The organism is Enterobacter sp. S-33 (assembly GCF_028735835.1).
Classification (GTDB): domain Bacteria; phylum Pseudomonadota; class Gammaproteobacteria; order Enterobacterales; family Enterobacteriaceae; genus Enterobacter; species Enterobacter vonholyi.
In genome coordinates this window covers 3699470-3721208 of sequence record NZ_CP117838.1, presented here as the reverse complement: position 1 = coordinate 3721208, position 21739 = coordinate 3699470, and the positions used below count along the sequence as shown (strand labels likewise).

At 56.2% G+C, this 21739-nt stretch carries 15 protein-coding genes; 9 read left to right on the top strand and 6 right to left on the bottom strand.

What is annotated here, in order from left to right; all coding sequences use genetic code 11:
- Nucleotides 1-84: 84 nt before the first annotated feature.
- Complete coding sequence (barA, locus tag PUP35_RS17555; protein ID WP_274240681.1) at nt 85-2844, bottom strand: two-component sensor histidine kinase BarA; 2760 nt, start codon at nt 2842-2844, stop codon at nt 85-87.
- A gap of 57 nt (nt 2845-2901) precedes the next feature.
- On the opposite strand from barA, the gene rlmD reads away from it, so the two are divergent.
- From rlmD to eno, 5 genes are all read left to right on the top strand, one after another.
- Nucleotides 2902-4200: a 23S rRNA (uracil(1939)-C(5))-methyltransferase RlmD gene (rlmD, locus tag PUP35_RS17550; RefSeq protein ID WP_274240680.1), complete on the top strand. Its 1299-nt coding sequence runs from the start codon at nt 2902-2904 to the stop codon at nt 4198-4200.
- A 51-nt stretch (nt 4201-4251) separates the two neighbouring features.
- Nucleotides 4252-6483 (top strand): GTP diphosphokinase, encoded by a 2232-nt coding sequence (gene relA / locus PUP35_RS17545; protein ID WP_274240679.1) that lies wholly within the window; start codon nt 4252-4254, stop codon nt 6481-6483.
- Between the two features lie 66 nt (nt 6484-6549).
- Nucleotides 6550-7341 carry a nucleoside triphosphate pyrophosphohydrolase gene (mazG, locus tag PUP35_RS17540; RefSeq protein WP_115876181.1) on the top strand — a complete coding sequence of 264 codons (792 nt, stop codon included), beginning with the start codon at nt 6550-6552 and terminating at the stop codon, nt 7339-7341.
- 223 nt (nt 7342-7564) lie between these two features.
- Nucleotides 7565-9202, top strand: a complete 1638-nt coding sequence (gene pyrG / locus PUP35_RS17535) for a glutamine hydrolyzing CTP synthase (RefSeq protein ID WP_032648095.1) — start codon at nt 7565-7567, stop codon at nt 9200-9202.
- Between the two features lie 82 nt (nt 9203-9284).
- Complete coding sequence (gene eno, locus PUP35_RS17530) at nt 9285-10583, top strand: phosphopyruvate hydratase (RefSeq protein ID WP_024909267.1); 1299 nt, start codon at nt 9285-9287, stop codon at nt 10581-10583.
- 53 nt (nt 10584-10636) lie between these two features.
- On the opposite strand, the gene PUP35_RS17525 is transcribed toward eno, so the two are convergent.
- Nucleotides 10637-11746, bottom strand: coding sequence for an SDR family oxidoreductase (locus PUP35_RS17525; protein WP_115876180.1), 1110 nt, complete (start codon nt 11744-11746; stop codon nt 10637-10639).
- Nucleotides 11747-12104: 358 nt separating this feature from the next.
- Entirely contained in the window at nt 12105-12929 is an 825-nt protein-coding gene (locus PUP35_RS17520) for a MurR/RpiR family transcriptional regulator (RefSeq protein WP_274240678.1), read from the bottom strand.
- 165 nt (nt 12930-13094) lie between these two features.
- Here PUP35_RS17520 and PUP35_RS17515 point away from each other — a divergent pair, with 165 nt between their 5' ends.
- From PUP35_RS17515 to queE, 3 genes are read left to right on the top strand one after another with little or no spacing between them, the layout of a single operon-like run.
- A complete protein-coding gene (locus tag PUP35_RS17515) occupies nt 13095-14654 on the top strand; it encodes a PTS transporter subunit EIIC (protein ID WP_274240677.1) in 1560 nt (519 codons plus the stop codon).
- Nucleotides 14654-15361 carry an N-acetylmannosamine-6-phosphate 2-epimerase gene (locus PUP35_RS17510; RefSeq protein ID WP_271369226.1) on the top strand — a complete coding sequence of 236 codons (708 nt, stop codon included), beginning with the start codon at nt 14654-14656 and terminating at the stop codon, nt 15359-15361. The genes PUP35_RS17515 and PUP35_RS17510 overlap by 1 nt, the downstream gene beginning before the upstream one ends.
- A 54-nt stretch (nt 15362-15415) precedes the next feature.
- Complete coding sequence (gene queE / locus PUP35_RS17505; protein WP_023333236.1) at nt 15416-16087, top strand: 7-carboxy-7-deazaguanine synthase QueE; 672 nt, start codon at nt 15416-15418, stop codon at nt 16085-16087.
- 17 nt (nt 16088-16104) lie between these two features.
- Here the strand turns inward: queE and PUP35_RS17500 are convergent, their stop codons facing one another.
- Together PUP35_RS17500 and PUP35_RS17495 are read right to left on the bottom strand one after the other, a co-directional pair.
- Entirely contained in the window at nt 16105-17502 is a 1398-nt protein-coding gene (locus PUP35_RS17500; RefSeq protein WP_271369225.1) for an MFS transporter, read from the bottom strand.
- Nucleotides 17503-17529: 27 nt separating this feature from the next.
- The gene (locus PUP35_RS17495) at nt 17530-18699 is read right to left on the bottom strand and encodes a M20 aminoacylase family protein (RefSeq protein WP_274240676.1); all 1170 of its coding nucleotides are present in this window, start codon (nt 18697-18699) and stop codon (nt 17530-17532) included.
- A 171-nt stretch (nt 18700-18870) separates the two neighbouring features.
- Between PUP35_RS17495 and PUP35_RS17490 the strand changes: the two genes are divergently transcribed.
- Nucleotides 18871-21219: a helix-turn-helix domain-containing protein gene (locus PUP35_RS17490; RefSeq protein WP_271369223.1), complete on the top strand. Its 2349-nt coding sequence runs from the start codon at nt 18871-18873 to the stop codon at nt 21217-21219.
- Here PUP35_RS17490 and queD read toward each other — a convergent pair.
- Entirely contained in the window at nt 21204-21566 is a 363-nt protein-coding gene (gene queD / locus PUP35_RS17485; protein WP_111965448.1) for a 6-carboxytetrahydropterin synthase QueD, read from the bottom strand. The two genes, PUP35_RS17490 and queD, sit on opposite strands and share 16 nt — an antisense overlap.
- Nucleotides 21567-21739 lie beyond the last annotated feature (173 nt).

Below are 21739 nucleotides of genomic sequence, written 5' to 3'. Positions count from 1 at the left end.
GTTGCCGGGTGGCGGCTTCGCTTTAACCGGCCTACGTTAGTGCACCTGTAGGCCCGGTAAGCGTAGCGCCACCGGGCATTTACCTCAGCTCCCCAACACCTTCATCGCTTCCCGCGTCACATTATCCATTTCATCCAGCAGCTCCAGGAACTCCGGTTCAAGCTCCGATTCCGGCGTACCGGCACGCAGCAGCTGCTCCAGCAGCTGGCAGAGGTTTTTCAGCCGCGGCACGCCGCTGTACCCGCAGCTGCCGTGCAGCTTGTGGATCGCGTCCAGCAGATCTTCCGGATTTTCACCCACCAGCTGCTCTTCCACCTTATTGCGGATCTCCGGCAGAAACGCGACCAGCATTTGCAGCATGTCGCGGGCGAGATCGGGTTTACCTGCCGCCTGGCGCAGCGCAAGCTGCCAGTCAAAGGTGGCGTTCTGATTAACGCTTACCTCAGCCTGCTCGCTGGAAACCGTGTACGTCCCGCCGATATGACCCGGCTTATATCGCAGCAGCAGGCTATGAAGTTTCTCTTCATCGATGGGCTTTGCCAGGTAATCGTTCATCCCGGCGCTCAGCAGCTTCTCCTTCTGGCCAGCCATCGCATGTGCGGTGACCGCAATGACCGGCGTTTGCTGCTGATGCGGCAGCTGGTGGATCAGCTCGCAGGCCCGGATGCCGTCCATGCCCGGCATCTGAATATCCATCAGGATTAAATCGAACTGCATCTGCTTAGCCTGTTCAACCGCCTGCGCGCCGCTGGTGCACAGCTCAACATGCTGAACCTGGTCCTCAAGCAATGCGCCTATCAGCTTCAGGTTGGCCGGATTATCATCCACCGCCATCACGCTCATCGGCAATTTTTGCTCATCGTTAATCAGCGGAAGGGCATGCTGGCTAAGACGGCAATACTCCGTGAGCGCGGGCAGGAGACGGGTCGCGGTGAGCGGTTTTAGCAGACACGCGGCGGCTCCGTCATTTTTTAACTCTTCTGCATTCAGCTGAGCGTGGCAAGGCAGCGCCAGCAGCAGATAGTCGGTCATCGACGCGGCTTTCGCCAGCCGCTCCTGCTGCATGGTCAGCTCGCCGGTAAAGGTGACCGGGATCCCCATCAGCAGGATGTCGTAATGCTCAACGGCCAGGGCGGAGAAGGTTGGGCTGTAGACCACCTCCAGCGGCGTGGTGCTTAATATGTCGAGCGTACATTGCGCCGCCGCGGCGTTAGGCTCAACGTAGGCCAGTCGCTTGCCCTTCAGGCAGTCCGTCATCGGACCGTCGGTCAGCACGTTCGGATTGAGGTCCAGATTAATGTGGAACCAGAAGGTTGAACCGCGGTTTGGCTGGCTGTGGAAAGAGATATCGCCGCCCATCTCGTTCACCAGACGCTGGGTGATCACCAGCCCCAGACCGGTGCCGCCATGACGGCGGGAGATACTGGCGTCCGCCTGACGGAACGCCTGGAACAGACGCGACTGGTCGCGCTCCGGAATGCCGATGCCGGTATCGCGGATCTGGACTTCAATCTGGACCTTATTGCTGCTGATCGAGCGTTTCTCTACCAGGACGTCGATATTACCGCTTTCGGTGAATTTAATGGCATTCCCGACAAGGTTGGTAATGACCTGCTGCAGGCGCAGCGGATCGCCAATAACGTTATCCGGCACGTCGTTTTTAATGTTAAGCGTCAGCTCCAGGCCTTTATCGTGCGACGAGTGCGCGAGCAGCGTCACCACTTCATCAAGCGTGCTGCGCAGCGGGAAGGGAATACTCTCCAGGATCAGCTTGCCCGCTTCCAGCTTGGAGAAGTCCAGCACGTCGTTGATGATCGCCAGCAGGTTGTTGGCCGAGCGTTCAATGGTGTGCAGGTGATCGCGCTGAGTGGGGTTGAGCTCGCTTTTGAGCGTCAGGCGGGTAAAGCCGATCACGCCATTGAGCGGCGTGCGCAGCTCGTGCGACATATTGGCAAGGAATTCCGACTTGATACGCGCCGCTTCCTGGGCGCGCTTTTTCGCCAGATCCAGCTCAACGTTCTGGATCTCCATCTGCTCCAGCGTTTCGCGCAGGTCGGACGTCGCCTGGTCAACGTTGTGCTGCATCTCTTCGTGATAGGCCGCCAGCGACATCGCCATCGAGTTGATGCCGTTTTTCAGCATGTCCAGCTCGCCCAGCATAAACCCTTCCACACGGCTGTCGAGCTGTCCCCGGCGGATGCGGTCAACCGTGTTAACCATGTTGCGGATGGGGCCCGTCACGTCGCGCATCAGGCGCCAGCCGAAGATCAGCGCAATGCCAATGCAGAACAGCATCATCACGCCAGAGATGAAGATTTCTTTGTACTGCTGTAGCCGTACCGACTTGAGATCCAGCTCCAGCGCCACATATCCCAGCATATTATTGCTGGATTTGGCGTCGGATTGCGCGGACTCATCGGGGGAATAGCTTTCCGACACGATCGGCGTGCGCAGGATCATGATATCGCCGCGCCGCAATACGGTGAGGTGGCGCGGGAACGGCGTACCGTCCGGGATCTTCAGGGCCGCCGGATCGAGATGAAAGTTCGAGGTGACAAACAGCCGGTTATGTTCGTCGTACACGGAAATGGCGCGTACGATGTCCGAGTGGCGGCGGTGGAGTACGCTGATTAACTGCCCAATGGATTCGCGGTTTTGCAGGTTCATGCCGTACTCGCTGGATACGGCCAGCGGTTCGATGATGCTGGCGCCTGCATCCTCCAGCTGCCGCTGCAAATCGTTATAGCGGTGCACCACAAAGAAGATACTCAGCAGCAAACCGATAAGAACGGTGGGGGCGAGGATCAAAATCATCATGCGCGCGCGCAGGCTGTAGTTGGTCATGGCGTTCCGTTATGGGACAATTAAGATAATTATGTTTATGTGAGAAAAATCTCGGCGATGGCGCAATTCTACTCTGCAAAGCGACGCGTGACGACGCGTGAAATCATTACTGTTGAAGCCACGGACCTCGATCCGTTTGGTCAGGGAGTAGCACGTCACAATGGTAAGGCTCTGTTTATAACAGGTTTACTGCCAGCAGAACGAGCAGAAATTACGCTGACGGAAGATAAACGTCAGTTCGCGCGCGGACAGGTTAAGCGTCGTCTCAACGATAGCCCGGAGCGCGAGAAGCCCCGCTGCCCGCATTTTGGCGTTTGCGGCGGCTGCCAGCAACAGCATGCGAGCACAGAATTACAGCAAAAAAGTAAAAGCCGCGCGCTGGCGCGTCTGCTCAAACATCACGTTAACGAAATTGTTGCCGACGAGCCCTGGGGCTATCGTCGTCGCGCGCGCCTGAGCCTCAGCTATCAGCCAAAAACGGATCGTCTGGAGATGGGGTTTCGCAAGGCCGGCTCCAGCGACATCGTTGACGTGAAGCAGTGCCCCATTTTGGTGCCCCATCTTGAGGCGTTGCTTCCGGAAGTGCGCATCTGCCTCTCCGGGCTGGACGGCGTACGCCATCTCGGGCACGTCGAACTGGTCATGGCAAACAATGGCCCGCTGATGGTGCTGCGCCACACCGCACCGCTGTCGAAAAAAGATCGCGAAAAACTGGAACGCTTTTCGCATTCCCACGACCTGGCGCTTTTCCTGGCACCACAAAGCGAGATACTTGAGCAGGTTACCGGTGAGGCGCCCTGGTATGCGTCAAACGGGCTACGCTTAACGTTTAGCCCGCGGGATTTCATTCAGGTCAATGATGGCGTTAACCAGCAGATGGTGGCGAAAGCGCTGGCGTGGCTGGACGTTCAGAAAAGCGATCGGGTGCTCGATCTGTTCTGCGGAATGGGCAACTTCACGCTGCCGCTGGCGCGAGAAGCGGCCAGCGTCGTCGGCGTGGAAGGCGTTGAGGCGCTGGTGGCGAAAGGGCAGGAGAACGCGCGGCAGAACGGCTTGCAAAATGTGACATTCTTTCATCAAAATCTTGAGGAAGATGTCACTCAACAGCCGTGGGCAAAGCAGGGCTTTGATAAAATTTTGCTCGACCCGGCACGTGCCGGTGCCCCGGGCGTGATGGCACATATTATTAAACTCGCGCCAAAGCGTGTGGTCTATGTTTCCTGTAACCCGGCAACGCTTGCCCGGGACAGCGAGGCATTACTCAGCGCGGGTTACCAGATTCAGCGTCTGGCAATGCTGGACATGTTCCCGCACACTGGGCATCTGGAATCGATGGTGTTGTTCGAGCACATCTAATTTGTTTGGCTTGTCGACTTCGACAGGCCCTGGTCCCTAAAGGAGAGGACAATGGTTGCGGTAAGAAGTGCACATCTCAATAAAGCTGGGGAGTTTGACCCACAAAAATGGATCGCAAGTCTGGGAATTTCCAGCCAGCAGTCGTGTGAACGCTTAACCGAAACCTGGGCCTATTGTCTGCGCACCACGCAGGGGCATCCCGACTCGGATCTTCTCCTGTGGCGCGGCGTTGAGATGGTTGAAATCCTGTCCATGCTGAACATGGACATCGAAACGCTGCAGGCCGCGCTACTCTTCCCCCTCGCGGATGCGGACGTGGTCAGCGAAGACGTGCTGCGCGACAGCGTCGGGAAATCCGTCGTCGCGCTGATCCACGGCGTGCGCGATATGGCGGCCATTCGTCAGCTTAAAGCCGCGCATACCGATTCCGTCTCCTCAGAGCAGGTTGATAACGTTCGCCGGATGCTGCTGGCCATGGTGGATGATTTCCGCTGCGTGGTCATCAAGCTGGCCGAGCGTATTGCCCACCTGCGAGAGGTAAAGGATGCGCCGGAAGACGAGCGCGTGCTGGCCGCCAAAGAGTGTACGAACATCTATGCGCCGCTGGCGAACCGCTTAGGGATTGGTCAGCTGAAGTGGGAGCTGGAAGATTACTGCTTCCGCTATCTGCACCCGGCGGAATATAAACGGATTGCCAAACTTCTGCACGAGCGCCGTATCGACCGCGAGCACTATATCGAGGAGTTTGTCGGCGGCCTGCGCCAGGCGATGAAAGAAGAGAACGTGCGCGCCGAAGTCTACGGTCGGCCTAAGCATATCTACAGCATCTGGCGCAAAATGCAGAAGAAACACCTCGCCTTTGACGAGCTGTTTGACGTACGCGCCGTGCGTATCGTGGCGGAGCGTCTGCAGGATTGCTACGCCGCGCTGGGGATAGTACACACTCACTTCCGTCATCTGCCCGATGAGTTCGACGACTATGTCGCCAACCCAAAACCGAACGGCTACCAGTCTATCCATACCGTGGTGCTTGGCCCTGGCGGTAAAACGGTTGAGATTCAGATCCGCACCAAACAGATGCATGAAGACGCCGAGCTGGGCGTTGCCGCGCACTGGAAATACAAAGAAGGCACCTCCGGTGGGGCGCGTTCTGGCCACGAAGACCGCATTGCCTGGCTGCGCAAGCTGATTGCGTGGCAGGAAGAGATGGCCGATTCCGGCGAGATGCTCGACGAAGTGCGCAGCCAGGTCTTTGACGATCGGGTGTATGTCTTTACGCCGAAAGGGGACGTTGTCGACCTGCCGGCCGGCTCTACGCCGCTCGATTTTGCCTACCACATCCACAGCGATGTGGGACACCGATGCATCGGGGCGAAAATCGGCGGGCGTATTGTACCGTTCACCTATCAGCTGCAGATGGGTGACCAGATTGAAATCATTACCCAGAAGCAGCCCAACCCGAGCCGGGACTGGCTTAACCCGAACCTGGGCTACGTCACCACCAGCCGCGGGCGCTCGAAAATTCACGCCTGGTTCCGTAAGCAGGATCGTGACAAGAACATCCTTGCCGGTCGTCAGATCCTCGACGACGAGCTGGAGCATATCGGAATCAGCCTGAAAGAGGCGGAAAAATTCCTGCTGCCGCGCTACAACTTCAACGAGCTTGACGAGCTGCTAGCGGCCATTGGCGGCGGTGATATTCGTCTGAATCAGATGGTGAATTTCCTGCAGGCGCAGTTCAATAAGCCAAGCGCGGAAGAGCAGGATGCGGCGGCGCTGAAGCAGCTGCAGCAGAAAACCTACGCGCCGCAGCAGCGCAGTAAAGACAATGGCCGCGTGGTGGTCGAGGGTGTAGGTAACCTGATGCACCACATTGCCCGCTGCTGTCAGCCAATTCCAGGGGACGATATCGTCGGCTTTATCACCCAGGGGCGCGGGATTTCAATTCACCGTTCCGACTGCGACCAGCTTGCCGAGCTTCAGTCCCATGCGCCTGAGCGCATCGTGGAAGCGGTCTGGGGGGAAAGCTATTCCGCTGGCTACTCGCTGGTGGTGCGCGTAACCGCCAACGACCGCAGCGGCCTGCTGCGCGACATCACGACCATTCTTGCCAACGAGAAGGTCAACGTGCTGGGCGTCGCCAGCCGCAGCGATACCCGCGAGCAGCTTGCCACCATCGATATGACTATCGAAATCTACAACCTGCAGGTGCTGGGCCGCGTGCTTGGCAAGCTGAACCAGGTGCCGGATGTGATTGACGCGCGTCGTCTGCACGGCGGCTAAACATCCTCTTCCGTAGGCCGGGTTAGGCAACGTCGCCACCCGGCATTTTTTTATCAGGACATAACCATGACTCAAATCGACCGCCTGCTCGGCATCATGAAACGCCTGCGCGACCCGGAAAACGGCTGCCCGTGGGACAAAGAGCAGACTTTCGCTACCATTGCCCCGTACACCCTTGAAGAGACCTATGAGGTGCTGGACGCCATTTCCCGCGAAGACTTTGACGACCTGCGCGGCGAGCTGGGCGATCTGCTGTTCCAGGTGGTGTTCTATGCACAAATGGCGCAGGAAGAAGGGCGCTTTAACTTTGACGATATCTGCGCAGCAATCAGCGACAAGCTTGAGCGCCGTCATCCCCATATTTTCGGTGACGCTACCGCAGGAAACAGCACCGAAGTGCTGGCCCGCTGGGAGCAGATCAAAAGCGCCGAGCGGGCAGAAAAATCCCAGCACTCCGCGCTGGACGACATTCCGCTGAGCCTGCCCGCACTGATGCGTGCGCACAAAATTCAGAAACGCTGCTCCGCGGTGGGGTTTGACTGGACCTCTCTCGGCCCGGTGCTGGATAAAGTGCACGAAGAGATTGACGAAGTGATGCACGAAGCGCAGCAGGCGGTGGTGGATGAAGCAAAGCTTGAGGAAGAGATGGGCGACCTGCTGTTTGCGACCGTCAACCTTTCTCGCCACCTGGGTGTAAAAGCGGAAACGGCGCTGCAAAAAGCCAACCTGAAATTCGAACGCCGCTTCCGCGAAGTGGAGCGGATTGTCGCCTCGCGCGGCCTGGAAATGAGCGGTATTGACCTCGACGCGATGGAAGAAGTCTGGCAGGAAGTAAAGCGCCAGGAATCTGATCTCTAACGAAATTTTGCGATCAAGCGCAATTTGTGTGATTTTTTAAATGACAAGCGCTTGATTTGCGTCAAAAACATTTACCCAAAAGGGGCTATTTTCTCACTCCTTATGTTTGTCATGGCCTGGAATGGAGACGGAGAATGAAAGTTTGTGGCGCTCGCCGTGTTCGGGTATACTACTTTCCCGTCCTGGTTATTCCATCGTTTCACCCTAACTTCTCAGGTTCAGCATGACAACGAACTATATTTTTGTGACCGGCGGGGTCGTATCCTCTCTGGGTAAAGGCATTGCCGCAGCCTCCCTCGCAGCCATTCTTGAAGCCCGTGGCCTTAATGTGACCATGATGAAACTGGATCCGTACATCAACGTCGATCCGGGCACCATGAGCCCAATCCAACACGGGGAAGTGTTCGTTACTGAAGACGGCGCTGAAACCGATCTGGATCTTGGCCACTACGAGCGTTTCATCCGCACCAAAATGACCCGTCGTAACAACTTCACGACCGGCCGCATCTACTCCGACGTTCTGCGTAAAGAGCGCCGTGGTGACTACCTGGGTGCAACCGTTCAGGTTATCCCGCACATCACTAACGCCATCAAAGAACGCATTGTGGCGGGTGGCGAAGGCCACGACGTGGTGCTGGTTGAAATCGGCGGTACCGTGGGTGATATCGAATCCCTGCCATTCCTGGAAGCGATTCGTCAGCTGGCGGTAGACATTGGCCGTGAACACGCGCTGTTCATGCACCTGACGCTGGTGCCATACATGGCCGCTGCAGGTGAAGTGAAAACCAAACCGACTCAGCACTCTGTTAAAGAGCTGCTTTCTATTGGTATTCAGCCAGACATCCTGGTTTGCCGCTCCGATCGCGCGGTTCCGGCGAACGAACGTGCGAAAATTGCATTGTTCTGTAACGTGCCTGAAAAAGCCGTTATTTCAATGAAAGATGTCGATTCCATTTATAAAATCCCGGGCCTGTTGAAATCTCAGGGCCTGGACGATTATATTTGTAAACGATTCAGCTTGAACTGTCCGGAAGCTAACCTGTCTGAATGGGAACAGGTTATTTACGAAGAAGCCAATCCGGCAGGCGAAGTGACTATCGGTATGGTCGGCAAGTACATCGAGCTGCCGGATGCCTATAAGTCAGTGATCGAAGCGCTGAAACACGGTGGTCTGAAGAACCGTGTCTCCGTGAACATCAAGCTGATTGATTCGCAGGATGTTGAAACGCGTGGCGTTGAAATCCTGAAAGATCTGGATGCTATCCTTATCCCTGGCGGCTTCGGCTACCGTGGTGTAGAAGGCAAGATCGCCACCGCGCGCTATGCGCGTGAAAACAATATTCCATACCTCGGCATCTGTCTGGGTATGCAGGTTGCGCTGATCGAATTTGCGCGCAACGTAGCGGGAATGGAAAACGCGAACTCTACGGAATTTGTGCCAGACTGTAAGTACCCTGTTGTGGCGCTTATCACCGAATGGCGTGACGAAGAAGGTAACGTCGAAGTCCGTACCGAGAAGAGCGATCTGGGTGGCACCATGCGTCTTGGCGCACAGGCCTGCCAGCTGACTGACGATAGCGTGGTTCGCAAGCTGTATGGCGAGCCGGTCATCACCGAGCGCCATCGTCACCGCTATGAAGTCAACAACATGTTGTTGAAACCTATTGAAGCCGCGGGCCTGCGTGTTGCGGGACGCTCCGGGGATGATCAGTTAGTCGAGATCATTGAAGTGCCAAACCATCCGTGGTTTGTCGCCTGCCAGTTCCACCCGGAATTTACTTCAACGCCACGTGACGGGCATCCGCTGTTTGCAGGCTTCGTTAAAGCCGCCAGCGACTACCAGAAGCGTCAGGCGAAGTAAAAAAAGTTAGAACGGCAACGCGTACCTTTGGTACGCGTTGTTTGTCTGGAGTTTTAGTTTAACTTGTACTGAGGAAAATCTAATGTCCAAAATCGTTAAAGTCATCGGTCGTGAAATCATCGACTCCCGTGGTAACCCGACCGTTGAAGCCGAAGTTCACCTGGAAGGTGGTTTCGTTGGTATGGCTGCTGCTCCATCAGGTGCTTCTACCGGTTCTCGCGAAGCGCTGGAACTGCGCGATGGCGACAAATCTCGCTTCCTGGGTAAAGGCGTACTGAAAGCGGTTGGCGCTGTAAACGGTCCTATTGCTCAGGCAATCATTGGCAAAGACGCTAAAGACCAGGCTGGCATCGACAAGATCATGATCGATCTGGACGGTACTGAAAACAAATCTAACTTCGGTGCGAACGCAATCCTGGCTGTTTCCCTGGCGAACGCCAAAGCGGCGGCTGCTGCTAAAGGTATGCCACTGTTCGAGCACATCGCTGAACTGAACGGCACCCCAGGCAAATACTCCATGCCTGTACCAATGATGAACATCATCAACGGTGGTGAGCACGCAGATAACAACGTTGATATTCAGGAATTCATGATTCAGCCAGTTGGCGCGAAATCCCTGAAAGAAGCGGTACGTATGGGTTCTGAAGTGTTCCACAACCTGGCTAAAGTTCTGAAAGCTAAAGGCATGAACACTGCTGTTGGTGACGAAGGTGGCTATGCGCCAAACCTGGGTTCTAACGCAGAAGCACTGGCTGTTATCGCAGAAGCAGTTAAAGCTGCTGGCTACGAGCTGGGCAAAGACATCACCCTGGCGATGGACTGTGCAGCATCTGAATTCTACAAAGACGGTAAATACGTTCTTGCTGGCGAAGGCAACAAAGCGTTCACCTCCGAAGAGTTCACTCACTTCCTGGAAGACCTGACCAAACAGTACCCAATCGTGTCTATCGAAGACGGTCTGGACGAATCTGACTGGGCTGGCTTCGCATACCAGACTAAAGTACTGGGCGACAAAATCCAGCTGGTTGGTGACGACCTGTTCGTAACCAACACCAAGATCCTGAAAGAAGGCATCGAGAAAGGCATCGTTAACTCCATCCTGATCAAATTCAACCAGATCGGTTCTCTGACCGAAACTCTGGCTGCGATCAAAATGGCGAAAGACGCTGGCTACACCGCGGTTATCTCTCACCGTTCTGGCGAAACTGAAGACGCTACCATTGCCGACCTGGCTGTGGGTACCGCTGCAGGCCAGATCAAAACCGGTTCTATGAGCCGTTCTGACCGTGTTGCTAAATACAACCAGCTGATTCGTATCGAAGAAGCGCTGGGTGAAAAAGCACCATACAACGGTCGTAAAGAGATCAAAGGCCAGGCATAATTGCTTAAGCCTTAAAATGAAAATGCCAGTCGAATGACTGGCATTTTTTTTGGCTATTTAAAATCAACCGCCATTTGCTCCGGAATGGTCAGTCCCTGAGTGGTTTGCACGCAGCGGGCGATATAATCCGTAAACCGGGGTGGCTTTGGCATTCCCATGCTCAGCAGCTTATCGTTGCTGAAGCGCACGTTAAGCGTGGCAAACGCGCCGTATAACCGCATGGCTTTCAGCATCAGACGTTCGTTGCACGGGCCAAAAATATGTTTCAACTCGCGGCGCATTCGGACCAGCGTTTCGTAGCTGACCTGGGCATATTTATCCCCGACGGGGGCTTTCTCCAGCGCCTGCGCCATCGCCTGATCGATATCCGCAAAGCGAACGCTGTTCTCTTCACCCGCAGAAATGTGCACCACTTCCCCCGGACGCGCGTTGCTGTTAAGCAACATTAACAGCGCGTCGGCGCAGTAATCCACCGGAACAACGTCGATCCGGTCTTCCATGGAGCACATGAACTTCTGCAGCATCAGGCCCATGCTAAAGACCCAGAAAATGCTGCTCGACGGCGTGCAGCCGTGACGGGTATGGCCAACGACGATGGACGGACGGGCGATGAGCAGGGGAAGGTTAGGGCACTCCTGGCGCATCAGCTGTTCGATGGTTGACTTCGAAAACGTGTATTCCACCAGGTGTTCAGCATTCTCTCTGAATTCAGCGCTTTCGGCGACCAGGGAATCCTGCTCCGGCGTGCATGACATCGCGGTGCCGACGTGGAGGAAACGCTGCAGTCCTGTGACCTGCTCCATGCGGCGCGCCAGCGCCAGCGTTCCTTCAACGTTGACCTTCCAGATCAGCGGGTTGTTACCAAATGAGGCGACGGCCGCACAGTTCACGACATGCGTGACCCGATCCAGACGGGGATCGTTCAGGAAGGCTTCTGGCTGGCTGAGGTCGCCAATCAGGATATTGTCCACATTCAGGGAGGCCAGTTTGTCCTCAGGAACGTTGAACTTGCGCATATTCTCCAGCACGCGCTCCAGCCCGCTCTGCGGATCGCTGGCGCGCGCAAGCAAAAGGAGTTCTATGGATTGATCGTTGGTCAGGATTTTTTCAAGAACTGCACCGCCCAGAAATCCGGTCACGCCTGTAATCAATAACATCTTCATTAATACCGTCTCATTATGATTGATGAGGCGGATTGTAGGCGGGCAAAAGTAAACGGCATTTAAATAATAAAACGCCGAAATCAGTGGCGTCTTAAGCTTATTTTAAGGAAAGGAAATCAGGTGAAGATATTGGACATTATCGCAATGGTAAAAATTCAATCTATTAAAATTTAAATTTTAACTCGTTGAATTTAATTGATTTTATAAGGCCTGTGCCGAATGGTGGACTTAATTCAAAATGTAATAAATATAATACTTTGTTACACCAAACATTTACCGGGTAAATGATGAAAACTCCACTTAACGAAAATCAGACAATATAAGTCGCAGGCCGATTTATTTAGCCTGCGAATGATTTTCAGAGCAAAAGGGGAAGCGTGGCGCTGGCTGTTTGCTGGCTAACGTCGCCGTAATGACCATCCAGCGCAATCATGGACGTGGTCAGCAGCTCGACCAGCAGCATAACCCCAACCTTAGCATTGAGTGCGCCAGCGCTAAGGGGACCCTCTGGTTTGGCCGCAACCAGCAGCATGTCGCTCAGGGATGCCAGCGGGCTGCGGGGCGTATTGCTGAGTGCCAGAATCTTAACGCCGCGCTTGCGGGCAAGCTTCACCACGTGGAGTAAATCCCGCGTTGAACCCGAACTGGAGATAGCCACGACCAGGGTCTCTTTTGAAAGCGTTGTCGCATTCATGGCCGCGCGGTGCATATCGCTGAACAGCTGCGCGGGTTTGCCCAACCGCAACAGCTTGTAGTGGAGATACTCCCCAAGGATCGCGCTGGCCGCAACGCCATAAACCTGCACGGACTGCGCCTGGTGCAGCGCCAGTGCGGCCTTTTCAAGCAGCGTGCGGTCAAGGAGCCGGGCGGTATCCTGCAAAGCCTGCACCGACTCATCCACGACGTTATCAATCTCATCGCCCGCCTGACGCGCGGGCTGGCCCTGCTGAATATCCAGCGCAAGCGCCATTTTAAATTCGTTATAGCCCTTGCAGCCCAGCGTCCGGCAAAGACGCGTGACGCTGGCCTCGCTGGTGTGGCTCTCGCGCGCCAGCTCGGTGATCGTCAGGTAGAGCACCCGGGCAGGATCGCTGAGGACAAACTCGCCGAGTTTTTGTTGTGTTGGGCTGTACCCGGAAGCCTCCTGGCGTAGCTTCAGCAGCAGGTTTTCATGGTCTGACATGCTCGATCCTTAATGCGTTTCTCTGCGACTAGTGTGGCGGAAAGCGGGGGAAAGATGCCAGTCATTTTGAAAAAGTATGATCGTCGTCCTGGTTTGTGATGATAATTTTCACTATTAAATATTTATATGGTAAAAATTTTCATCGTTTAATAAGGGGATGAAAAAATGATGCAAATATTCAGTGGGGCTTCTTCAGGAGGATGGTTTGAAAAAGCGCAGCGCTTTGGCAAATCCTTTATGTTGCCGATTGCCGTGTTGCCTGCGGCGGGTCTGCTGCTGGGGATAGGCGGCGCGTTATCGAATCCCAACACGCTGGCAGCCTATCCGTTTTTAGACGTGAGCTGGCTGCAGGCCATTTTCACCATCATGAGCAGCGCTGGATCCATCGTGTTTGCGAACCTCTCGGTGCTGTTTGCCGTTGGGGTGGCCGTCGGGCTGGCAAAAAGCGATAAGGGCACGGCCGGGCTGGCGGCATTACTCGCGTTTCTGGTGATGAATGCCACCATCAACGCGCTGCTGATCCTCACCGGCAAACTGGCGCAGGAGAACCCGGGGGCCGTGGGGCAGGGCATGACGCTGGGTATCCAGACGCTCGAAACCGGCGTGTTTGGCGGCGTGGTGATTGGACTGGTGACCTGCGCACTCCATCATCGGTTTAACAAGATTGCGCTTCCGCAGTTCCTGGGCTTTTTTGGCGGCTCGCGCTTTGTCCCCATTATCAGCTCCCTGGCGGCGATACTCGTCGGTGCGCTCATGACAGTGGTCTGGCCGCATTTCCAGAAGCTGATTTTTGGTCTGGGCGGGCTGGTGGATGCTACGGGTTATCTGGGCACCCTGCTGTACGGCTTTATTCTCCGCATGCTGGGCCCGTTCGGTCTGCACCACATCTTCTATTTACCTTTCTGGACCACCGCGCTTGGCGGGAGTGAAATCGTCAACGGACACCTCGTGGAAGGCACGCAGCGGATCTTCTTCGCCCAGCTGGCCGACCCGAACACGCAGCATTTCTATGAGGGCACGTCACGCTTCATGTCCGGGCGCTTTATTACGATGATGTTTGGCCTGCTCGGCGCGTGTCTGGCGATGTACCACACGGCAAAACCCGAGAACAAAAAGCGCGTTGCCGGGCTGCTGCTCTCTGCGGCGTTAACCTCGTTCCTTACCGGGATTACCGAGCCTATTGAGTTCTCCTTCCTGTTTATTGCGCCGGTGCTCTACGTCATCCATGCACTGTTTGACGGGCTGGCATTCATGCTCGCGCACATGCTGCATATCACCATCGGGCAAACCTTCTCCGGCGGCTTCATCGACTTCGTGCTGTTCGGCATTTTACAGGGAGAGGCCAAAACCAACTGGATGTTCGTACCGCTGGTCGGCGTACCGTGGTTCTTCCTTTACTACTTTACCTTCCGCTATCTGATTAACCGTTTTGATTTCGCCACGCCGGGTCGGGAAAAGGAGGCGATGGCTGACGAGGTCAGCGTGCCGCAAAACGAACGTGCCGCTGCGGTGATCGCCGGATTAGGCGGAAAAGACAATCTGGAAGAGGTGGACTGCTGCGCCACTCGTCTTCGCGTTACGGTCAAGGACGGCAGCAAAGTGAATGACGCGGCGCTGAAAGCCACCGGGGCGCGCGGCGTTATCGTGCGCGGCAACGGTGTTCAGGTCATCTATGGCCCGCACGTCACGATTATCAAAAACGAAGTGGAAGAGATCTTATCGTAATGAAAACTGTACTGGATACCCTGAAGGGAAAACTGGTCGTCTCCTGTCAGGCGCTGGAAAATGAACCGCTGCATAGCCCGTTTATTATGTCGCGAATGGCGCTGGCGGCGGCACAGGGCGGGGCCGCCGCAATTCGTGCCAACAGCGTGGTGGATATCGAGGCCATTAAGCAGCAGGTCTCTTTGCCTGTTATCGGCATCATCAAACGGGATTACCCGGAAAGCGAGGTATTTATCACCGCGACAATGAAAGAGGTGGATGAGCTCATGGCCGTCTCTCCGGAAATCATTGCGCTTGATGCGACGGCGCGGGAGCGTCCCGGCGGAGAATCTCTGGAAACGCTGGTCACGCGCATACGCTCACGTTACTCCTCAGTATTGCTGATGGCGGATATTTCAACGGTCGAAGAGGCAGTGACGGCGCAGGCGCTGGGCTTTGACTGCGTCGGCACCACGCTTTATGGCTATACGGCGGAAACGGTGGGCCATTCGCTTCCTGAGAAAGACTGCGCGTTCCTGAAGGCCGTGCTGGCTGCCGTAACGGTCCCCGTAATTGCCGAAGGCAACGTGGATACGCCTGAACGCGCGGCCAGATGCCTGGCGCTAGGGGCGCATACGGTCGTTGTCGGCGGTGCGATCACCCGCCCACAGCAAATTACCGAGCGCTTTATGGCGGCGATTGGCGCGCAAAGCACCGATGGAGCATGACCATCCGGCGGGGATCTGCGATACTTATCGTTTATCCCCTTTACTGAGATGACTATGCAGTACCCGATTAACGAGATGTTCCAGACCCTGCAAGGCGAGGGTTACTTTACCGGCGTTCCCGCTATTTTCATTCGTTTACAGGGATGCCCGGTTGGCTGTGCCTGGTGTGATACCAAACATACGTGGGATAAGCTCGCAGATCGGGAAGTGTCGCTGTTTAGCATTCTGGCGAAAACCAAAGAGAGCGATAAGTGGGGCGCGGGCAGTTCAGAAGATCTGCTGGCCATTATTGGTCGTCAGGGCTGGACGGCGCGTCACGTGGTGATCACCGGCGGTGAACCCTGCATCCACGATCTGACGCCGCTGACCGAGCTGCTCGAAAAGAACGGCTACAGCTGCCAGATTGAAACCAGCGGCACCCATGAAGTGCGCTGTTCACACACCACCTGGGTGACGGTATCGCCAAAAGTGAATATGCGCGGCGGGTATGACGTGCTGTCTCAGGCGCTGGAACGCGCGGATGAGATTAAGCACCCGGTTGGGCGCGTGCGTGATATCGAAGCGCTGGATGAACTGCTGGCAACGCTGACGGATGAAAAGCAGCGCGTCATTGCGCTACAGCCGATCAGCCAGAAAGACGACGCGACGCGCCTGTGCATTGAGACCTGTATTGCGCGCAACTGGCGCCTGTCGATGCAGACGCACAAGTACCTGAATATTGCCTGACCCTTTCGTGGCCCCGCCTATTGCGGGGCCCGACCTGAAGGGAGTAACGCCCAGGTCACTCCCACCGAAGCGAGACACATCGCGCTGTTGAAAAGGAGGGCATACTGTGCGGCGCTGGCCATGCCCAGCGGCAGCAGCAGCGCATAGAGCGACGCGGTAACCGCGATCCCCATCGCTCCCCCCAGCGAGCTGCCCATTTTGTACACCCCCGAGGCCACCCCGACTTTGTTTTCTGGCGCGTTCATCACCGCCGTATCTGTTGACGGCGTGGCGTAACATCCCAGCCCCAGACCAAATAAAATGTTACTGAGAAAGACGGTGACGATGTAGATCTCCTTGCTTAAAAACGTGCAGGAGATGAGCGTGATGCCCGTTGCGGTCAGCAGCGGCCCGGTCATCATCGGCAGGCGCGCGCCGTAGCGCTGAAGCAGCTTTTCCCCTACCCGGATCATCGCCAGCACGGTAATCAGATACCCCAGCGTCATCATGCCGGTTTGCAATGGCGACAGACGGTGGCCCTGCTGCAGCCAGATGCTGGCGATCATCATGGTGCCAATGCAGCCGTTGAGCAAAAAGTTAGAGAATACCGAGGCGCTGTAGGCCTGGTTTTTAAACAGGGCAAAATCAATCAGCGCCGCGTCACCCTTGCGTCGCCCGGTGAGCACAAAGCAGGCCGCTGCCAGCGCGGAGCCCCCCAGCACCAGCAGCGACAGGCCGCTGCTCCAGCCCCAGCCGTGTCCCTTGCTGATAAACAGGTTCAGCAGCACCAGCATAAGGACAAAACTCACCAGGCCGCCAATATCTAGCTTATGGCGACGTGCGCCGTCGCTTCGGCTTTCCGGCGTGCCGCGGAGCAGCAGGAGTGCCATCGCCGCCACCAGCATGGAAAAAATAAAGATCCATCGCCAGCCGAGCGTGGTGGCGATGGCGCCGCCGACAAACGAGCTCAGCCCGCTGCCGCCCCATGAACCAATCACCCAAAAGCTGATTGCCCGCTGGCGAGCGTTGCCTTGATACCAGGTTTTAATCAGCGCCAGGGTGGCGGGCATGATGCAGGCCGCTGACAGCCCCTGTATCGCTCTCCCCAGCAGAAACAGAACCGGCTCCCACGAGAAAAAAAGCAGGGCGCTGCCGATGATGCTCAGCGCGAGGCCAATGTAGGTCATACGCACGCGGCCAAACTTATCGGCAAAGCCGCCGCAGGCAACGACAAAACAGCCGCTGAACAAGGCGCTAAGGCTGACCGCCAGCGTGAGGGTTTCAAGGGAGATAGCGAGGCTGTTTTTCATTGCCGGGACAACGTTTATCACCGACTGCGCAAATAACCAGAAGGTCAGAACGCTCATCACAATACCGGCCAGCAGCCGATCGTTACCGGCGTAGGACGGTGTGCCTGTCAGGGGTACGGTACTCATCGTGCGGCCCTCCGGGGTTGGTGCGAATCAGCGCAGATAGTGCTCGGTCAACGCACTCCAGAGTGCCGCGCCGGTAAGCAGAAGCTTGTCGTTAAAGTCGTAGCCTGGGTTATGCACCATGCAGCGGTCCGGCTCATCGCCAGCGCCGAGGGTGAAGTAACAGCCGTTGGGGTTTTTCTCGAGCATGAACGCAAAATCTTCGCTTCCCATAAAGGCATTCACCGACGTGACGGCATCCTGACCGAACAGGTCGGTCGCCACCGTGCGCACCATGTCATTGGCCTGCGGGCTATTGCGCAGCACCGGGCTGCCGTTGACGTGACGGATCGTGGCCGTGGCGTTGAAGCTTTCAGCCTGTGCCACGGCAATGTCGTGGATTCGCTGCAGGACGGTTTGACGCACCGCTTCGTCCAGCGTGCGCACGGTCAGCTTCATTAATACCTTATCGTTGATAATATTCGGGGCATGTCCCGCCTGGATGCTGCCCACGGTTACGACGACCGGCTGGAATGGGGTGATATTCCTCGACACAATCGACTGCAGGGCGAGGGTGATATGGCAGGCAACCAGCGTGGCATCAACGGTGTGTTCCGGAACGGCGCCGTGACCCCCTACGCCGTTCACCTCAATATGAACGGTGTCAGAGGAGGCCATCATGGCGCCATCGCGCAGGCCAATTTTCCCAAGCGGCTGGGAGGGCATGTTGTGCAGGCCAAAAATATGGTCGCAGGGGAATTGTTCAAACAGGCCATCTTCAACCATGACGCGCCCGCCATACAGCAGCTCTTCGGCTGGCTGAAAAATCAGATGCAGCCAGCCGCTAAAGTTGCGGGTTCGGGCCAGATACTCTGCGGCATAAAGCAGGGTAGTGGTGTGGCCATCGTGCCCGCAGCCGTGAAATTTACCTTCAACCGTGCTGCTCCACGCTTTGCCGCTATTTTCCTGCATCGGCAGCGCATCCATATCGGCGCGCAGGCCCAGACGTTTGCTGCCGTTTCCTACCTTAAGGGTGCCGACCACCCCGGTTTTGGCCATTCCCCGGTGGACCTCATAGCCCCACTGCTCCAGGAGTGACGCGACGCGGTCGCTGGTTTTGTGCTCCTCGAAGCCTGTTTCGGGATGTCGGTGAAACTCGCGGCGTAATTCAGTGAACTGAGCCTCGGAGCCTCGCAGCGCGTCAACAATTGGATGTGTCATTTTTGTTATCCTTTTCCTGCCAAATGGTGTTAGTTTCGAGTTTATGTCGATCGTATTGCCGGAAAATGTCCTTTTTTGTTGTAAATCGACGCCTTTTTTCTGATTGTTTTTCATACGATTCGGTTATGACAAAAAAGAGTGCGTCATTTTTTGTCTTCGTGGAGGGGGCGAATGGAACATCGTGGAAATGAGTTTGCGATAGCCGTTGAGGACATTCGCCTGTTCGCGCAGGATGAAGGCGATTTGCTGACGATACTGTGGGTGCTGGAAGGGCAAGCTGAACTGCAAACCGAGGCGGGACTAGAAAGGGTTCCGACAAATGGCCTTGTAGTGATAAACCGCCATCAGCGATGGAGGCTTATCAGCCAGAACGCGAATGTGACTCTGCGTGTCGTTCTATCCGGACGCTGGGTAATCCAGCTGTACAATGATTTTTTTGCCCATGATTACGCGGTTCCGGAGGAGTCAGGCGGGCGCTGGCCGCAGTGTGACGAGCTTCGGCACCTGCTGCGCCAGCTGCTGGTGGTGACGCTCGTCAACGATCCGCATCGCTACCGGCTGGAGGCGAATCGCTGGCTGAGCGAGATCCTGCTGCTGCTGATTGGTCGCTTTCAGCAGCCCGTCCGCCAGAAACCCCGGAACCAGCACGCCAACGTAAGCAAGCGCATCGCCCGTGTACTGGAGCGGATCGACGCCAGCTACACCCGCCGCATTACGTTGGCCGAAATCGCAGAGAGTGAGTTCGTCTCAGAAGCGTGGCTCTCTCGTCTCTTTAGAAAAGAGACGGGAGCTAGTTTTATGCAGTACATCACTGCCCTGCGGCTGGAAAAAGCGGCTGACGCCCTGTGTCTCACCAGCCGCCCTCTGCATCAGATTGCGCTGGAGAATGGATTTGCCAGCACACGTATGATGACCGATAGTTTCCAGCGCTATCACAATATGTCTCCGGGTGAGTTTCGTAAGGCCGGGCGTCATCGTCCCCTTGCGTTCCGCCCGCGCACGACCGTGGATGAACAGCGTATCCCTGTTGCGGTGGATACGTTATTTAGCCTGCTTAACGACGCTGAGACCCGCGGTTGGGAACCCTCGCCGCTAACCTACTCCCCGTGTCAGGAGCGGATACTGGATGTGCAGCAGCTTTATCCGCTCTCTTCCGCGCTGCGCCGCACGCGGCTGGTCATCACCCTGCGCGAGCTAGACGATTTGCTGCGAGAGGATGTTCGTCGGCATCTGGAGGCGCTACACGAGGCGATCCCGATTGAGGGCATTGATATCGCCGAACCTTTTCTCAGCAGCCGTCTGTTCGCTACGGGATGGGACGATCCCCAAATGGCGGGCTACGCCTGTTGGTATCATCTGCAGCAATTGTTTACCTGGGTGGCGAAAAAAGGCTGGACGGTCCTGCTGCACACGGGGGTCACTACCCGATGCGATCTCCTGACGCGCTTTTTGCAGCTTTCGGTTAACCGATTTTTGCCCGACATTACCGCTGGCTGGCACGTCGTCATGCACTGGTCTCCCCAGGCAAACGCGGAAACCCAGGAGCACGCCTGGCGGGCGCAGCGGGCGGCGCTGAGGGCCTACCTTCCGCAGGCAAAATTGGGGGTGTGGCATCGCTTCTCCCCCGATGGTAGCGAGCTGAGCGGTGACGCGCTGTTCCGTTCTGACATTCTGGACGAGGCTGATTTCCTCGCATGTCCGGCAGATGCCAACGAGCTGCTCGATCTGGCGCAGCTGGATCCCGCGCATCTTTCCTCTTCTGAAAATTACCCGGTGCTAAAGGTCCGCCAGATCCTCGCCGCCCTTCGCCAGCGGCAGCGGACGCTGCCGGTATGGTTACTCTCATGGAACACTCTTACGGGGAATACGCGGGCGACCAACGGCTGGTTTTTTCGCGGTGCGCTGTTGATGCAGAATCTGCTCGGGCTTTCAGAACAGGTATGGCTGGCGGGATTCTGGCTTAATTCTGGTTTACAGGGGGAAGCGAGGGCGAACAACACCCTCGATACATCAAGCCTTGCGCTTCAATATAATCACGGCCTTCCACGGCCCATCTACTGGGTACTCTGGCTGTGGCAGCGTCTGCGGGGAGAGGTGCTCGTTAACGACAAGAGCGTGCTGCTGCTCCGCCATCAGGGGCGATATCAGCTGCTGTTGCGTAACGTGGTGGTCTTCAATCCTCTGCTCTCCAGCGAGGAGGCCTTTATTCAGCGTTTTCGCCAGCAGTATCATCTTGAGCTACGAGGAATGCGCGGTCACTGGCGCATTAAGAGCCATTTGTTCGATCGGCACAACGGTGCGCTCTATCCGTTGCTGGAAGGAGTACACAGCGACAGCGGGCCTGATGAGGAGATGTGGCGCTGGATTGCGCACAAAGCGCGCCCAACGCTTTCCTTACGCGATGAACGGCTTTATGACGGCTGGCAAATTACAGAATCGCTGGAAAGTAACGCGCTTGTGCTCTATGAGTTCACGCCGCTAAACGTGCGTGGGGAAGAGGAGAATCACTCCCCGCGATAGATGCAGCCCGCGGTGCAGGTCTCTTTGATCATCACCGCGCTCAGCAGCGGTACCAGCGGCTTCATCTGATCCCAAATCCATTTTGCCAGCACTTCGCTGGTCGGGTTTTCAAGGCCCGGGATCTCATTCAGGTAATAGTGATCCAGACGATCGTAGGTCGGCTTAAACGCCGCCTTCAGCTCGGCAAAATCCATGATCCAACCGGTATGCGGATCAACTTCACCGGTGATCTCAAGACGCACCATGAACGAATGCCCGTGCAGACGGCCACATTTATGTCCTTCAGGGACATGCGGAAGGTGGTGGGCGGCTTCGAAGGTGAAATCTTTAAACAGTGTGGTGGACATGATCGCTCTCAGTAATGCGGAAAAAACCGCCGCATAGTACCGGAAAGCACAATTTTTAGCATTAACTAAAACGGCTCTGAGCGTCCACCGCCTCGTATTCGGGGTGTTTATCGCTATTTGTTCTTATATTTCAAATAATTATTTAATCGGTTTTATCGCTAAGCATGACAACC